15 protein-coding genes are annotated in these 16,885 nt (G+C 36.3%); 9 read left to right on the forward strand and 6 right to left on the reverse strand.

The features are described 5' to 3' along the window. Positions 1 to 74: 74 nt before the first annotated feature. From HCO57_RS08060 to HCO57_RS08080, 5 genes are all read right to left on the reverse strand, one after another. On the reverse strand, positions 75 to 1,118 hold the full coding sequence (locus HCO57_RS08060) for an endo alpha-1,4 polygalactosaminidase (protein ID WP_245167560.1): 1,044 nt from the start codon (positions 1,116 to 1,118) through the stop codon (positions 75 to 77). Positions 1,119 to 1,227: 109 nt separating this feature from the next. After that, positions 1,228 to 3,702 (reverse strand): TonB-dependent receptor domain-containing protein, encoded by a 2,475-nt coding sequence (locus HCO57_RS08065; RefSeq protein WP_167988597.1) that lies wholly within the window; start codon positions 3,700 to 3,702, stop codon positions 1,228 to 1,230. 67 nt (positions 3,703 to 3,769) lie between these two features. Continuing rightward, positions 3,770 to 4,585 carry a helix-turn-helix domain-containing protein gene (locus tag HCO57_RS08070; RefSeq protein WP_167988598.1) on the reverse strand — a complete coding sequence of 272 codons (816 nt, stop codon included), beginning with the start codon at positions 4,583 to 4,585 and terminating at the stop codon, positions 3,770 to 3,772. Between the two features lie 123 nt (positions 4,586 to 4,708). Then, positions 4,709 to 5,530, reverse strand: coding sequence for a ZIP family metal transporter (locus HCO57_RS08075; RefSeq protein WP_136949197.1), 822 nt, complete (start codon positions 5,528 to 5,530; stop codon positions 4,709 to 4,711). Continuing rightward, positions 5,531 to 6,187, reverse strand: a complete 657-nt coding sequence (locus HCO57_RS08080; protein WP_167988691.1) for a metal-dependent transcriptional regulator — start codon at positions 6,185 to 6,187, stop codon at positions 5,531 to 5,533. 159 nt (positions 6,188 to 6,346) lie between these two features. On the opposite strand from HCO57_RS08080, the gene HCO57_RS08085 reads away from it, so the two are divergent. The 4 genes from HCO57_RS08085 (at position 6,347) to HCO57_RS08100 (ending at position 11,441) form a co-directional block, all read left to right on the forward strand. Next, a complete protein-coding gene (locus tag HCO57_RS08085; RefSeq protein WP_167988599.1) occupies positions 6,347 to 8,698 on the forward strand; it encodes a TonB-dependent receptor in 2,352 nt (783 codons plus the stop codon). A gap of 47 nt (positions 8,699 to 8,745) precedes the next feature. After that, on the forward strand, positions 8,746 to 9,195 hold the full coding sequence (locus tag HCO57_RS08090; RefSeq protein ID WP_245167562.1) for a thioredoxin family protein: 450 nt from the start codon (positions 8,746 to 8,748) through the stop codon (positions 9,193 to 9,195). 143 nt (positions 9,196 to 9,338) lie between these two features. Then, positions 9,339 to 10,277, forward strand: a complete 939-nt coding sequence (locus HCO57_RS08095) for a TerC/Alx family metal homeostasis membrane protein (RefSeq protein ID WP_167988601.1) — start codon at positions 9,339 to 9,341, stop codon at positions 10,275 to 10,277. 24 nt (positions 10,278 to 10,301) lie between these two features. After that, the gene (locus HCO57_RS08100; RefSeq protein ID WP_167988602.1) at positions 10,302 to 11,441 is read left to right on the forward strand and encodes a lycopene cyclase family protein; all 1,140 of its coding nucleotides are present in this window, start codon (positions 10,302 to 10,304) and stop codon (positions 11,439 to 11,441) included. Positions 11,442 to 11,473: 32 nt separating this feature from the next. Here HCO57_RS08100 and HCO57_RS08105 read toward each other — a convergent pair whose 3' ends face one another. Further along, complete coding sequence (locus HCO57_RS08105; protein ID WP_167988603.1) at positions 11,474 to 12,448, reverse strand: polyprenyl synthetase family protein; 975 nt, start codon at positions 12,446 to 12,448, stop codon at positions 11,474 to 11,476. A gap of 135 nt (positions 12,449 to 12,583) precedes the next feature. On the opposite strand from HCO57_RS08105, the gene HCO57_RS08110 reads away from it, so the two are divergent. The 5 genes from HCO57_RS08110 (at position 12,584) to HCO57_RS08130 (ending at position 16,884) form a co-directional block, all read left to right on the forward strand. Beyond that, complete coding sequence (locus tag HCO57_RS08110) at positions 12,584 to 13,105, forward strand: RNA polymerase sigma factor (RefSeq protein WP_167988604.1); 522 nt, start codon at positions 12,584 to 12,586, stop codon at positions 13,103 to 13,105. 10 nt (positions 13,106 to 13,115) lie between these two features. Then, entirely contained in the window at positions 13,116 to 13,541 is a 426-nt protein-coding gene (locus tag HCO57_RS08115; RefSeq protein WP_167988605.1) for a hypothetical protein, read from the forward strand. 191 nt (positions 13,542 to 13,732) lie between these two features. Then, complete coding sequence (locus HCO57_RS08120) at positions 13,733 to 14,338, forward strand: TetR/AcrR family transcriptional regulator (protein WP_136949189.1); 606 nt, start codon at positions 13,733 to 13,735, stop codon at positions 14,336 to 14,338. Continuing rightward, positions 14,339 to 15,676, forward strand: a complete 1,338-nt coding sequence (locus tag HCO57_RS08125; RefSeq protein WP_167988606.1) for a TolC family protein — start codon at positions 14,339 to 14,341, stop codon at positions 15,674 to 15,676. 14 nt (positions 15,677 to 15,690) lie between these two features. Beyond that, complete coding sequence (locus HCO57_RS08130) at positions 15,691 to 16,884, forward strand: efflux RND transporter periplasmic adaptor subunit (RefSeq protein WP_167988607.1); 1,194 nt, start codon at positions 15,691 to 15,693, stop codon at positions 16,882 to 16,884. Position 16,885: the final 1 nt, after the last annotated feature.

The raw sequence follows: 16,885 nt of genomic DNA on the forward strand, positions 1-16,885 counted from the left end.
TCAACAAAATTTTAAGTTTATAAGCACATTACATCTATAAAAAGCAAATGGGGGGCTAATTTGTAGGAAAAACGCTAATCCTCAAAGAATTCAAATGCATCGATAATATCCAAATAAACACCGTCAAACTGCGATGACAGTATTAAATTTAAATAGGAGTTTTGATTGTAAATAATAGTATCTTGCCAATCTTGCTCCCAATATTTTACTTTAAAATTGCCTGGCCAATCAGGATTTTCTTCTGACAACCACACCGGGGGCTCAAAGTCCCAATTGTTGTCCCAGTAAAAGCGATAATCTTCTGCTTCGCCAATAGACATATAGGCAATCACCTTTCTTTTACCGCCATTAGCTTTGGTTTTTAAAGCGGTGATGTCCTCTACAGTGAATTGCTGCTCTGTAGCAAAAAAAACATCTATAATTAAAACGTCATAATTAGTAGCTTGTAATGCCGCTAACCAAGCAGTTTTAGATGGATATGCAGAATAGTTTAAGAAGAAGAGATGATTTTTAGCATCTGTTAATTTCACAATATCATTAGCATTCTCATTTGGTATATCGTAAGCTTCTGTAGGTATTACATTTAATTCTCTTTCAGTAGCTACAAAATGAGTGAATCCTTTCTCTTTTGCATTATTTATGCTTGTATTAATCTTATTGGTTGTACGGCAGTAATCGGTTACCAATATGGCATTACCTTCAGCTTGGGACTTCTCTAAGTAATTTAATAAATATCTAGTTCTACTTTTGCCCGTTGCCGAATTATCTCTGGGCTCCCCATACCATAATGATTCTTGCCCGTGACCGTCTATAGCATTTAAATAGTCTACAGCTAATACACCCTCTTCTGTACCATCTAAGGTCACTAGTTCTATACCATTTTGTGGAATTATGCTGAATTCTGGATTTTTTTCTTTTGCGTAACGGGATATCTCTATAACAAAGGCTCGCATTTCATCCTTATAATAGGTAACACTCAAAGGCGCTTCTTCAGTAGGTATCATTACTGCTTCTTCAAACTCTTGAGTGGTTTGAGAGCAGGTGATAAACAAAACTCCCATCAATACTGAAAAAATAAAACCTCTGTGTAGCATATCTTTCATAAGTTCAGCTTTCAAAGATAAATGCAAATTTTAGACCACAAATTATCTTAAGGTAAAATTCATTAAACTTTAGGGAGTTACAAAAAAAAACAATAGTAATACTAGGAATTATTAAGGTATATTTCTAAAACTCCCGTTTACCAAACTCACTCTCTATGAAACGCGATTTATTTTTACGTTTATTAAAAGAATAAGAGAGGTTTAAAAGCACCATATCTACCTCATAAACATAGTTGGTAGTGGTAAAAAAGGCACCAGGCCTAAAGATTGTAATCCTTTGCTCGTTAGTATTTAGCAATCCCAAATCTATATTTTGCCATTGCAATGTTGCAACTAAACGATTGTCTAAAAACGATTTTCTAAAAGACAGGTTGGGGGCAAAAAACTCTGAATCTTCTCCCTGAGCTGTATTCTTTGCTGATAAATAATTAAACGTGAATTGTAAAGATGCGGTATCTGTAAAGGCATACGTACTATTGGTATTTAGACTAAAAACGGTACTATTAGTTGCTATTTTTTCACCGTCAAAACTACCGTCTATCTGGTAGTCGTAAACATTAAACCCTATAAAATTGCTCCACTTTTCCGTAGGTTTTATTTGCGCTCCTAGCTCTAACCCAAGGGAGCGAGCGTCCCCAACATTAGAATAAATTCGGTTCAAGATAGTATCATTATAAATGGTGTTTACCCGGTTCACCACATTTTTTACCTTTCTATAATAGCTCGTTGCAAAAATAGAATTGCCTTTGCCTAAGTTTTTAGACACTCCTAATTCCACCAAATCTATAAATTCAGGTGTCAACGTTGGGTCCCCTTGCTCTAAGGTTTCTGAATGTTCTCTTTCTGGAAAAGGATTCATCTTAAACGTAGTGGTGCGTTCTATACGCTTGCTATAGGCAGCCTTTACCTTTATCCTGTTTTTAAAAGTGTATTGCAAAGATGCGGAAGGAAAAGGTTTTACAAAATCGTAGGTATATGTAGTATCTATCACCCCTAATTTATCACGTAAATCGAACCTCCTATCCATAGTTTCTATACGGACACCTACTGCATATTCCCATTGTGCTCTTTGTCCGGTAAATTGTAAGTAACCCGCATGTATGGTACGTTTTAAGTCCACTTCACTAGAAAATTCTGGAACCAGCTCAAAAGAAGCTGTTGGTTCTGTTCGTCGCTCATAAATAAAATCTCCTTTATGATCAAGCATTCGGTATTGATAACCCAGTTCTAATTGACCCAAACCCCATGGATTTAGAGCGTAATCCAATTGAAAACGATATCCATTTAAGGGGTTGTCATTAGTATTGTATTCATCTTGATAAAGAATTGTTGTGTCTGGATATCCTAAATTTCTATTGGTTGTAGGCCCTCCAAGTAATGTATATTCATATAAAAACGAAGCAGCTAATTTTGAAGTGTTTTTAAATTGATGGGTATAATCCATACTACCTAAAACAAAATCACTTTTTCTAATCCTAAGGTTCTTATTAAAATATTGAAAAGTATAGTTTCTTGTACCGCCCTCTGCTGTGGAAATTGCGTGATTATCAAAATATACAATATCTGCAGTCCGGTCTTTAGACCTTTTCCCAGCATAAAAACCTACAGAAAACGTATTTATAGTATCTGGAGTAAAATCCACGGTAAATCTTCCAGAATAGTTTTCTTCATCAAAACTACGCTCTCCATCAGATGGAAATTGCGTTCTAGTTTCATTAAGAATGGTATATACATCGCCTTCTCTTCTACCCGCCAAATCATGACGTTGATAGTTGGCACCAAGCGAAACATTCCACTTTTCTCTTTGTATATTATAGGTTGCATCTATACCATAACGATGTGCATCTTCTGCGTTCCCGTAATTTTCTATAGAAGGGAAACCTCCTTTAATATTAATCTGAGCAAAATCTCCCAGGTTGCTACCCTTTTTAGTAATAATATTTAAAATACCAGCCTTACCTTCTGGATCATATTTAGCAGAAGGTGCCGTAATTACTTCAATCTGCTCTACTGCATTTGCAGGTAGTTGGTTTAGTAAAGTAGCAGCATTGCCTTGAACGGGTTGTCCATTTAACAAAACGACAAAACCAGTAGTTCCACGCACACTTATCTCTCCAAGTCCATTTACAGATACTGATGGTAAGTTTTTTAAAATAGCTGCGGCACTACCTCCTAAAGCATTCCGAAATTTTTTAGTCTCAAAAACTTGTTTATCAATACGGTTATTGACCGTATTTCGTTCAGTTTGTACTACTACCTCTTGCAGCGCCATTTGCCCAGAATTTAAGAAAATAGTTCCTACATCTAAAGCCCTAGCACTCCTGACCTGTATTGGTGAAAATTTTTTGCTTTGGTAACCAATAAAAGAAGCATCTAGATAATAATCACCATCATTAGGATGTTCTATAAAAAAATAGCCATTTTCATCCGTAACTACTCCAGATACCAAGGTACTATCTACACTGTATAAGGCTACAGTGGCATATTCTAATGCACTTTGGTCTTGTGCGTCTTTTATGTAACCTTTAACCTGAGCTGATAAATATCCATAAGAAAGTATTACGTATAGAAATAGTAGAAGTTTGGTCTGTTTTAACATGGTCAATTAATTATAAAGTGTCAAAATTACGCTTAATAATAACAGACAAATGGTAGAATTCTATAAATTATGGTATTCTTGCCGTTTTACGGTATTGTAAAGGGGTTAAGCCTGTATGCCTTTTAAAGTATTTTACAAAGTTAGAAGCATCGTTAAATTCAAAAGAATAAGCCAACCGCGCAATCGAAGCGTCTGTATAGCATAGCCTTCTTTTTGCTTCTTTAATTATAGCCTCTGCAATAACAAGAGATGCGGTTTTATCAAATTCCTTTTTGCAGATGGCATTAAGATTCTCTGGAGAGGTATGTAACACTCCTGCGTAATAAGCCACACTATTTACTAAACGCTCTTGTAATAAGGCCACCAATTGTGCGCCTTTACTGTGTACCTTTTGGCCGTCTTTTTCTGCTTCTTCTTTTATGCTTGCAAATAATGCCTTTAATAAACCTTCAAAAACCATAGTATTCCTCGCTACACCTTTTGCATATTCTTTCTCCAATAAACTAAAAAGCGTACCAATATTTTCTTCTCTGGATAAGTTAATCATTGGCTTATCAAAAATACTACGCAACAAAATAGCCAATTCTTGATCTGTACTAAAGTCTAAAAAAGAAGCTTTAATAATTAGAACAAACCCTTTAGGTTCCGTAGTGATTTCCCAATGATGCACTTGGTCTTGGGTAATGACAAAAACTACGGGAGGTGTAATTGGGTATGCTTTAAAATCTACATGGTGCGCTCCTTGCGCATCCGAAAAGTATACCAGCTCTAGATATTTGTTATGCCTATGGGGTTTGGTATATCTTTTACGTACATCGAACGGTGCAATTTTTAAATGTGTATTACGCTCACTTTTATCCTTAACCTGTATTGTTGCTTGCATGGTTTAGTTTTTGGTCTGTGGTTATATCGTAAAAAAGCATTGATATATCCTTAAAACTAAACATTCTCAACGGCTAGGAAGCTAAATAAATGTGTAAAACAATAAAACAAATTGTTTTTACACCTATCCTAGCCCTACATCTAAGGTCATCATGATGATAAATCCGCCTATAAAGCCCATCGTTGCTATGTCTGTATACTTATCTTGCTGAGTTTCTGGTATTACTTCTTCTACTACCACAAAAATCATGGCTCCTGCAGCAAATGCTAATGCATAAGGTAAAATAGGCTCAAAAGTCAAAACCGCCCAAGCGCCTAAAACCCCAGCGATAGGTTCTACAATAGCAGAAGCCTGCCCGTACATAAAGCTTTTTCTGCGGCTTAAGCCATGTCTGCGCATTGGTACTGCCACGGCAAACCCTTCTGGAAAATTTTGCAAGCCAATACCAAGAGCTAAAGCAACCGCCCCACCAATAGTAGCACCCTCAAAACCAGAAGCTACCCCTCCAAATAGTACACCCACAGCCAAACCTTCTGGTATATTATGCAGGGTAATAGCTAAAACTAAAAGTACAGTTCGGTGCCAAGGGGTCTTAATACCTTCGGCTTCATCTACTTTAAAATTTATATGCAAATGGGGTAAGATTTTATCTAACCCAAAAATAAAACCAGCACCTAATAAAAAGCCTACCGCGGCGGGAATCACTTTAACAAAACCTTCCCCCGGACTCATTTCTATGCCTGGCGCCAGTAAACTCCAAAAACTTGCTGCCACCATGACCCCCCCAGTAAAACCTAACATACCATCCATTAAAGCTCTATTAGGACTTTTAAATAAAAAAACTAATCCTGCACCAGCAGCAGTTAGGCCCCAAGTAAATAAAGTTGCATACAAAGCGGCCAAAATGGGATCTATGGTTTCAAAATAAGCAATTACCTGTTCCATCTAAGTGTTTATTTTTATGTATAAATTACTAGCTATCATATTAGAAATATGCATTTCTTTTGTTTCGATTTTAACAAAAAGTGAATTATCAAAATCTTCTTTTTCTAAAATTTCTATATGATTTCCTAACGCTATTTTGTTCTTATCCAAAAACTTTAAAAAAGCAGAAGAAGTATCTTTTACTCCCACACAAATCCCCCTTTGACCCTTACTAACCTCACTTAGTAATTGTTTATCCCGCTCAAAAAACTCACCTTCTTTAGAAGGAATGGGATCACCATGAGGGTCAAACTTTGGAAAATCTAATAGTTCGTCAATTTTATCTATTAGTTTTTCGCTCTTAATATGTTCTAACTGTTCCGCAACCTCATGAACCTCATCCCAAGAAAAATCTAATTTCTTTACCAAAAAAACCTCCCAAAGTCGGTGCTTTCTTATGATGGATAAAGCCGTTTTTGTTCCTTTCTCTGTAAGAGAAATACCCCTATATTTTATATAATCTACCAGGCCTTTATCTGCTAATTTTTTAGCCATATCCGTTACAGAAGAGGGTTTCGTATCCATCTCTTCTGCAATGGCATTGGTCGTAATGAGTTGACTTCTATGTCCACCCAAATGATAAATTGCTTTAATGTAATTCTCTTCAGATTTTGTCACGCTCTTAAAAGCTTTTTTCAAAAATACATTTTTATTTATCAAAATCAATTTTTAGCTTTGTCTAAAATTAATTTACATGATAACTAAATTTCATGTTACGTTAATCTTTTTACCACTTAACAGTTTTAGACTGCAATTTAATTTTGAGACCTCTTTTTAATGAAAACCTTTTTTATAGTACATTTTTGTTTACTATTTACCTATTTAACCGCTCAAGATCAACTGGTAAGTGGTACTGTTACAAGTCAAAAAAAACCCGTTGCGTTTGCTAGTATTTTTGTAAAAGGAACAACGCTGGGCACAACTTCTGATGAAAACGGAACATATACTTTGAAGCTGCCACAAGGCATTACTACCATTACTGTACAAAGTCAGGGTTTTAGAAGTTTGGAAAAGAAGGTTGATATCAGCAGTACCAAAAACAATCAACTTGACTTTAATTTGACGGAAGATATTTTAGGCTTGGATGAGGTTGTCATAAGTGCTACTAGAAACCGAGTGGAACGTAAAAGTGCGCCTGTTGTGGTTTCTTCTTTAAAACCAAGACTGCTCACTGCAACGCAATCTATATCCGTTGCAGAGGGCTTAAATTTTGCGCCAGGCGTACGAGTAGAAACAAACTGCCAAAACTGTGGGTTTACACAAGTACGACTAAATGGTTTAGATGGTGCTTACACACAAATTCTTTTAAATAGTAGACCTATATTCTCCTCTCTATTGGGGGTTTATGGTTTAGAACAGATACCTACAAATAGTATTGAGCGCGTAGAAGTAATCCGTAGTGGTGGCTCTGCACTTTTTGGCTCTAATGCCATAGCAGGAACCGTGAATATAATTACCAAGGACCCTATATTAAACTTATGGGAAGTTGGCAGCAACCTAGCTATTATAGATGGCGAAGCTTTAGACCGTGTTGTAAATTTCAATAGTTCTATTGTTGCGGATGATTTAAAAAGTGGCATAACGCTTTTTGGCATGTACCGTAACAGAGACTCATATGATGCAAATGGAGATGGCTTCACAGAAATAGTAGAATTACGCAATAATACCTTAGGAGCTAAAGCTTTTTTTAAGCCTACAGACAAAAGCCGTTTATCTTTAAACTTAAATGCAATACGTGAACAACGTAGAGGTGGAGACCGTTTAGACTTAGCGCCTCAATTTACAGATATAACCGAGCAGTTAGACCACGATACTTTTATTGGCGGATTGGACTATGATATTCGTAGTAAGGATGGCACACTTAACAGTCAACTTTATACCTCTGCTTCTTACACTGCTAGAGATAGTTATTATGGTGGTTTAGGAGGAGAGCGGACTAGAGCCGATAGTATCGCAGCTAACAATGCATTTGGGGACACTAAAGATTTAGCTTGGGTAAATGGTTTGCAATTAACTAAAGCTTTTAAAAACAATGATGTTCTTACCGGCGGGGTAGAATATACTTACAGTAATACCGAAGATAATATTGCAGGCTACAATCGTTTAATAGACCAAAGTGTAAACAGTCTAGGTACCTACGCTCAGTACGAATGGAAGCCTACCCAGAGATTTACCACACTATTAGGGGGCCGTCTAGACCACGTATCTGTAGATGGCAATTATGCTATTGGCACTATTGCTAGAACAGTAGACCTTAACCAAACTGCATTTTCTCCTAGATTAACGTTATCCTATTTAATTACAGATGATTTAAAGTTTAGAGGAGGGTACGCTCGTGGATTCCGCGCTCCACAAGCTTTTAATGAAGATTTACACATTTCTAGTGTAGGCGGAGAACAACAGTTTGTAATACTATCAGAAAATTTAAAGACTGAATTCTCTAACGCTTTCACAGCATCCTTAAACTATGCTAAAACAAAAAAATTAGTACAGTTAGACGTTTTATTAGAAGGATTTTACACCAATATACAAGACCCATTTACTTTGGTTAGTACTGGTGCAGTTTTAGAAAACGGCTCTATCTTAGAAGAAGTAAGAAATGGGGAAGGTGCAACGGTTTACGGTTCTAATTTTGAAATAGGAGTTTCTCCTAATCCTAAATGGCAATTTCAGGCAGGGGGAACGTTACAGCGTACAAAATACGATGAAACACAATTGTTGTTTGAAACTGATGGCACCCCTGGTGAAACTAATATTACTGTAGACGAGTTTGTACGTGTTCCTAATTTTTACGGTTACATAAATGGAACTTGGCTACCTAACAAACATTTTAATATTGATGTTACCAGTACTTATACAGGTAATATGACCGTCCCTAGAGTAATTAGCAATACTGGCTTTTTACAACTTAGGGAATCTGGTGATTTTTTTGATATGAACCTAAAATTAGAAACGCATTTTGATTTTAGTGAATCTTTTATGATTACCATTTCTGGTGGTGTAACCAACATTTTTAACAGCTATCAAAATGATTTTGACAGTGGTGCAACTCGTGATTCTGATTACATCTATGGACCAGATGCGCCAAGAGCCCTATTCTTTGGCCTTAAAATTGGCAAACTACATTAATAATGGCATCAACACCGACAATTAAACCCTTTAAAACGTTACTAATTTTGGCATTAGTAGCACTAGTTAACTCCACTGTAAACGCACAAAAATCCACCATAAACTGGCTAAGTTTTGAGCAGTTAGAAGATTCTTTGGCAGTAAAACAAAAAAAAGTATTTATAAATTTCTACGCTGATTGGTGTGCGTACTGTAAAAAAATGGATGCCGCATCATTTAAAGACAAAGAGGTTATCGCTAAACTTAATAGTGACTTTTATGCCGTAAAGATGAATGCAGAAAGTAAGGAAGCAATAGCATTCAGAGGAGAACTATTTACCAATAAACAATTGGAAACGCATAGAAACCCCACACATGAACTTGCCTTAGTATTAGCGTCGAGACCTGAGACCCCTTTTTCCTTGCCTACCACGATTATTTTAGATAAAGATTTTAATATTACACAACGATATTTTGAATATCTATCTCCCCAAAAATTACTATCTATTCTAAATTAAATAAGCCTAACAATACTAGTTAGACCCTGAATTGCAGTAAAAAAGGCCACTATGCTTGCCTTCAATTTCACTAAAATAAAAGTGTAAAAGAGTTAATCCTTTTGGCGCAAACCCAGTACATTTGAGCTAATATATTATGCGTTATGGAAAGCAATCTGCCTTGGATTATTCTTATTGGTCATGTGCTATTATTACTGTTTATAGACTTTTTTGTCTTGCATAAAAAGAATGAAGTTGTTACCAATAAAAAAGCACTTTGGGAGACTGTTTTCTTTGTTACCAATGCCTTACTTTTTACCGGCGCTGTCTACTATTTTTATACAAATGGTATGGTCGCCAATCCTACAGAAATACCCGCTACAGAGGCTGTTTTCAAATATATTTCTGGCTATCTAATAGAACTATCTTTAAGTGTAGACAACTTATTTGTAATTGCCATTATATTTACTGGTTATAACATTCCTTTAAAATACCAACACAAACTCTTGTTCTTAGGAATTTTAGGCGCTATTATTTTCAGGGCGCTTCTTATTAGTTTTGGCTTGTTACTTATTCATAAGTTCCATAACATCACCATTATTTTTGGTTTGTTTTTGTTGTACACAGCTATAACCATGTTTAAGAAAAATGATAAGGAAGATGAACCAAGTCAAAAAAACAAAGGCATAGCCAAATTCTTTAATATATCGGACCAATTAGATGGTGATAAATTTCGTACTACCATAAATGGCAAAAAAGTATTTACAGCGCTATTTGGAGCTTTAATCACCATAGAATTTACAGATTTACTTTTTGCTTTAGATAGCATCCCAGCCATTTTAGCTATTACCACAGACCCATACCTAATTTTTAGCTCTAACATCTTTGCTATTATGGGCTTACGGTCGCTATACTTTTTCTTAGCGAACATGCTAGAGCGTTTCCATTATTTAAAATATAGCGTATTTGCAATCCTCATTTTTGTAGCTTTTAAGTTAATGCTGGCCAATTGGATTAAGATTCCAGAATGGATTTCCCTCACCGTAATTGCAATTGCCTTAGGTATTGGTATTTGGGTGTCCATGGTCCGCTCTAAAAAGTAAGTGTTGCTTTTGTACCTTTAGCACATGCATTATAACTACGTAATTGTTGGCGCAGGAGCTGCTGGTCTTCTTTTGCTAAAAGCTTTAGCCGAGGATTCATTTTTTAATGCTTCCTCCATTCTTGTTATCGATAAAAGTGCCAAAACAGAAAACGATAGAACCTGGTGCTTTTGGGAAAAAGACCAGAGTGATTTAGATGCTTACACGTATAAAAAATGGTCAAATATTCGCTTTAAGAATACTACGTTCAATACTAAAGAAAATATTAGCCCTTACTACTACAAAATGATTAGGGGTATTGATTTTTACAATAAATTAATTCCCAAGCTCAAGGCAAAAGAAAATATAGAGTTTCTGCAGGGTACTGTCACAGCAATTGTAGACAATCAAATTAGACTAGCCAACCAAACCCAAACCATTTCAGCGGACAAAATTTTTGATAGTAGATTTAACTATAAGGATTTGCTTTCGCGAAGTAAATTCCCTGTGTTACAACAACACTTTATAGGTTGGCATATTAAGACAGACCAAGCTGTGTTTGGGTCAGATACAGCTACCTTTATGGATTTTAGCGTGCCTCAAAAAGGAAATACAAGGTTTATGTATGTGCTTCCGTTTGCAGAAAACGAAGCTTTAGTGGAGTATACCCTATTCTCCGCTACTCCCTTATCTACAGACGAATACGAAACAGCTATAACAAATTACCTTTCTAAATTGGGTGTTACCTATTATAAGATTATTGCCAAAGAAAAAGGCAATATACCTATGACATGCCACCAGTTCCATAGAGAAAATACTGGGCGTTACCTAAAAATCGGAATTGCTGGCGGATGGGCCAAACCCAGTACCGGCTACACCTTTTACAACAGTAAAAAACAAGTTGCTAAGTTGGTAAACTTACTAAAATCCAAAAAACCTTTACATCACTTAAAACCCCAAAAAAAATTCTGGTTTTATGATGTGTTGTTGTTAGATATTTTAGACCAAAAAAACAACCTAGGCAGCCCCATCTTTAGTCAAATGTTTCAAAAAAGACCAGCAAAACTCATCTTAAAATTTTTAGACGAGGAAACTAACCTTTGGGAAGACCTGCAACTTATTTGGGCATGCCCCAAAAAACCTTTTATACAAGCCTTACTAAAAAGGGTAAAATCAGGATTTTAATCTAGATAATAAACCAAACAGAACAAGGTAATCTACACCTTTCTAGTCATCAAACTTTTACCAAAGGCAAGCAATGCATCTTTTCTATTTTCAGGCACATTTAGAGCTTTAAGCTGGTTAAAGGCCAATTGGGTATATTTTTCCACCTCTTCTAAAATGGCTGCAACGGCACCACTGTGCTCAAATATTTGTTTAACTGCCGTTATTTTACTAGTAGGGTCTGCTGGTTGTATACTAAAGAGATGCTGCAAAGTAGTTTGGTCTGCCTCTTTTGCTTTTTCCATAGCAGTGATATACAAGAAGGTCTTTTTATTTTCTATAATATCCCCACCAACTTGCTTACCAAATGTTTCTGGGTCACCAAAAGCATCTAAATAATCATCTTGCAGTTGAAAAGCGATTCCTAAATTTTTACCAAAGGCATAAATAGCTTCTTGGTCTTCCACAGTAGCTTCGGCCACAATGGCACCCATCTGTAATGCTGCTGCTACCAAAACGGATGTTTTATAGGCAATCATTTGCAAGTACTCCTGTAAAGTAACATCGTCTCTCACTTCAAAATCCACATCGTATTGTTGGCCTTCACAAACTTCTAAAGCTGTGGTGTTAAATAATACCAATAGTTTTTTTAAGGTATCCCCATCATACTGTGCCAAGTGTTGGTACGCATTAATAAGCATAGCATCACCAGAAAGAATTCCGGTATTGACATCCCATTTTTCGTGTACTGTGGTTTTTCCTCTACGCAGCGGAGCATCGTCCATAATATCATCATGTACCAGAGAAAAGTTATGAAAAACCTCTACGGCCATTGCTGCAGGTAATGCTTTTTTAAAATCTACCCCAAATAACTCGCACCCCATAAGTGCCAGAATTGGACGCATTCGCTTACCTCCCAATTGTAAGATGTAGTTAACGGGCTCGTATAACTGTTTGGGTTCTTTGGTAATTTCATGTTCTTCTAAATACGATAAGAATGCTGCCCTGTAGGCATCCAAGCTGTGCATAAAATGGGATTTTGCTCAAAAATACATCCAAAAAGATTAACAAAAACGGATTGCACTCGTCAGATATATCAAAAAAAGATGCAATAGAAATAAAATCTTTCGTCTTTATAAATAGAAAGCACTGTAAACCAGCTTGTGAAAACCACTACTAACAATAACCTAAGTCAATTTTTTAAAGAGGAGTACCATTCCCTTAAAGGGTATGTACGCTCTAAAATAGACGATACTGCAGATAGCAACGCAGAAGATATTCTGCAAGAGGTGGCGTTAAAAGTACTTTCTAGAGCAGAAGATGCGGTCCCTATAAATAATATTGCCGCTTACGTATACAATGCCATCCGTAAAAAGATAATAGATGTATTACGTACTCGTAAAGAAAAACAATACGATGAAGACCGTGTAGCAGAATTATGGGAAGAATTTAGCGCTCTTTTTTATAGCGATGAACCAGAAAGTCAGCGACCAGAATTGGAACAGGCCCTTAAAGATGCCTTAGTACAACTTAAGCCTGTTTACAGAGACATTATTATTGCGGTAGATTTTGAAGGATACTCTTATCGGGAGATTGCAACACAGACAGGGATTGCACAAGGAACGCTAATGTCTAGAAGACACAGAGCCCTTTCTCATTTACACAAACAGTTGAACAAAAAATAAAGTAAAACCTATGAATAGTTACAAAGAAAAACAGTTAGAAAAGTCTGCCGAGCACTACGCAAAAAAAGTGTTTAAAGTGATTGCCGCTATAGTTTTTGGCGCTATAGTTTTTGGCTTGGCCATTTATGTGCTCATGCGTTTATGGAACTGGCTTACTCCAGAACTATGGGGCTGGTCTACCCTTACCTATTGGCAAGCACTTGGTCTCTTTGTGTTGGCTAAAATCATTTTTGGTTTTGGCGGTGAAGGGGCTTGTAAACCTAAAAAAGGAAAGAAAAACAAGAAGAAATGGAAGATGAAGTGCGATATGCGTAATGATTTCTCTGATTGGAAATTGTACGACGAATTTTGGACTGTAGAGGGCGAGGCCGCCTTTAAGCGATATGTAGAAAATCACAAAAAACAACATCATGAAAACGAACAAAAACAATCCTAAACCCAAGATTTTTAGATTTTTAGGCTTTTACAACATTCCTAAATCAAAAGAAAAACATTACAATTCTTTACCGAAAAGCATTTCGATAGACCCAGAAAATACGAAATCCTAAATTCTAAGTTAAAAAAAGGTAAAAACGACGGAAACTTTTTTTGTTTTTAAAGTTTCCGTCATAATTTTGCCGCCTAAATATGAAAGAAAAAATTTTAAATAGAGCAACGGACCTTTTTTTAACCCTTGGTTTTAAGAGTGTTACCATGGACGATTTGGCCCAAGAAATGGGGATTTCTAAAAAAACCATCTACTCGCACTTTAAAAACAAGACCATGCTAGTAGAGGAGGTAACGTCTAAAATGTTCCAAGAAATTACGGAAGGGATTGATTACATCGTAAGTCTTAAAAAAAATCCTATCCAAGAATTGTATGAAATTAAACAACTGTTGCTATTGCGATTAAAAAATGAAAAATCATCGCCTATTTATCAACTGCAAAAATACTATCCTAAACTGTTTGAAAATATAAAGCGAAAACAGTTTGAAATAACTCAAGGGTGCATTAAAGAAAACATAGAGACAGGAATTAAAGAGGGTATCTATAGAAAAAACCTTAACCCCGATTTTATTTCTCGCATCTACTTTGTAGGTGTCTCTAACTTAAAAGACGAATCTTATTTTCCATCTACACACTTTACCATGGCCAACCTTATGGACGACTATCTAGAGTACCACTTAAGAGGAATTGTGACGCCAGAAGGCCGTAAAATTTTAAATGAAATCATCAACTCAAATCAACAATAAATGCAAAAATTCTTTTACATACCAATTCTACTCTTTTCTTGGGTAACACTAGCACAAGAAGAGGTGCCAACAAGCTTTACGCTACAAGAGGCCGTAGCATATGCATTAGAAAACAATTACACGGCTATTAATTCTAATCGGGATTTGGTAGATGCTCAAAAACAAAAATGGGAAACCATTGCTACCGGACTACCCCAGATAAATGGTAATGTGTCTTATCAAAATCAATTAAAACAACCAGTTTCTGTAATACCTGCGGAGTTTTTTGGCGGAGAGCCAGGCACTTTTGAAGAGGTTGTTTTTAGCACTAAGCAAAGTGCGTCTGCTACTGCTACGCTTACCCAGCTTATTTTTGATGGCAGCTATATTGTGGGAGTACAAGCGGCAAAAACCTTTGTAGACTACACTCAAAACACCAAAGAAAAGTCCGATTTGGAGGTGAAAAAGTCGGTAGTAGAAGCCTATGGCAATGTTTTATTGGCTCAAGAAAGCGTTGCAATATTGGAGAAAAATAAAAGCAATCTAGAGAAGAATGTTTATGAGACAGAAAAGATTTTAGAAAACGGATTAACGGAAGAAGAAAATCTGGATCAACTAAAAATTACACTAGCCTCTATTAACAGTCAGCTTAAAAACGCCATCCGTCTAAAGGAAATAACCCTACAGATGTTTAATCTAATCCTTGGACTACCGATTGAAACGCCAACTATTCTTGAAGAAAATTTGGATGAATTAACAGAAGAACAGATAGATTTTAAACTACTAGAAACACCGTTTAGTCTTAGCAACAATGTAGATTACAAGCTTATGACTAATTTAAATGAGCAACGCCAATTAGAGCTCAAATTGGCCAAAAGCAGGGCATTGCCTTCCCTAAGTGGTTTTGTAAATTATGGAACTTCTGCTTTTAGCAATGAATTTACCTTCTTTAACGGAGACCAAGAGTGGTTTGATAGTTCTGTTTTAGGAATAGAAATGAACATCCCAATTTTTAGTTCCTTTAAACGCTCTGCGAGCACTCAACGCGCAAGAATAGCGCTAGATAAAGCCAAAACACAAATGCAAGAGACAGAACAAATGCTTCAACTGCAATGGGAACGCGCTAAAAGTAATTACACTTTGGCCATTGATGAGTACCAAACTTCCAAAGACAATTTAGCGCTTGCAGAACGTATAGAGAGAAAAAATCAAATTAAATATGATGAAGGAATTGCAACTAGCTTTGAACTTAGAGAAGCACAAACACAGCTATACAGTTCACAACAAGAGTATCTGCAATCCATGGTAGATGTCATTAACCAGAAAACCGAATTGGAGACGGTTTTGAATAACAACTAAAAAAATCAATCAAAATGAAAAAAACAATAACAATACTAACACTTGCCATCTTAGCCGTTTCCTGTGGTTCTGATAGCAAAACAGCCTCTGTAGAAAGTTTGGTTTCTGGCAACGACGTTTCTGCAATGAACAAAAAAAGAGAAGAACTAGACAAGGAATTAAAAGCATTGGAAAGCCAAATAAAAGCCTTGGATTCTGCCATAGTTTCTAAAGACCCTGATCGTAAATTTCCTTTGGTTAGCACACTTACAATTGCACCGCAAGAATTTAACCATTATTTGGAGTTGCAAGGCGATATCATGACAGACCAAAATGTGTTAATCTACCCAGAAATGGCGGGCACATTGTACAAAATCTATGTAAAAGAGGGCCAAAAAGTAACCAAAGGGCAACTTTTAGCCTCTATAGATGACGGAGGCATGTCTAGTCAACTAGAGCAAATGCGTACCCAAGTTGCACTAGCAAAAACCACTTTTGAACGTCAAAAAAGACTTTGGGAGCAAAACATAGGTTCAGAAATACAATACCTACAAGCTAAAACTCAGTACGAAGCACAAACAAGCGCTGTTAAACAAATGGAGAGCCAATTAGGTAAATCTAGTATTAGAGCCCCATTTAGTGGTATTATAGATGCTATTATAAAAGACCAAGGTACTGTTGTAGCACCAGGACCGGGCGCCGAGGTTTTTAGAATAGTTAATCTTAACCAAATGTATGTAACGGTAGAAGTTCCAGAAAGTCATCTACCTAATATAACACCAGGTAAAAGTGTAGAAGTGTATATTCCTGTATTGGGGAGTAGCATAAACTCTAAAGTGCGCCAAACAGGTAATTTTATTAACCCAGGGAACCGCGCCTTCAGCGTAGAAATCCCTGTCCCAAATAAAGATGGGAACATAAAGCCAAACCTAACGGCACAAGTAAAAATTAACGACTATACTAACTCAGAGGCCCTCCTAATCCCTCAGTCTATTGTTTCTGAAAATGCGGATGGAGACCAATACGTGTATTTGGCGAGTAAAAGCGCAAACGGAGACACTTATTTAGCCCATAGAAAAGTGATTGAAACAGGTAAAACTCAAGGCGATTATATAGAAGTACTTTCTGGTCTAAGTAAAGGTGACCAAATCATTTCTGAAGGCGCAAGAAGTGTTAGAGATAATCAAGAAATCCGAGTTAAAAACACAACCGAAGTAGCTAAAAAATAAG

The sequence above is a fragment of the Croceivirga sp. JEA036 genome (assembly GCF_011882165.1).
Classification (GTDB): Bacteria; Bacteroidota; Bacteroidia; order Flavobacteriales; family Flavobacteriaceae; genus Croceivirga.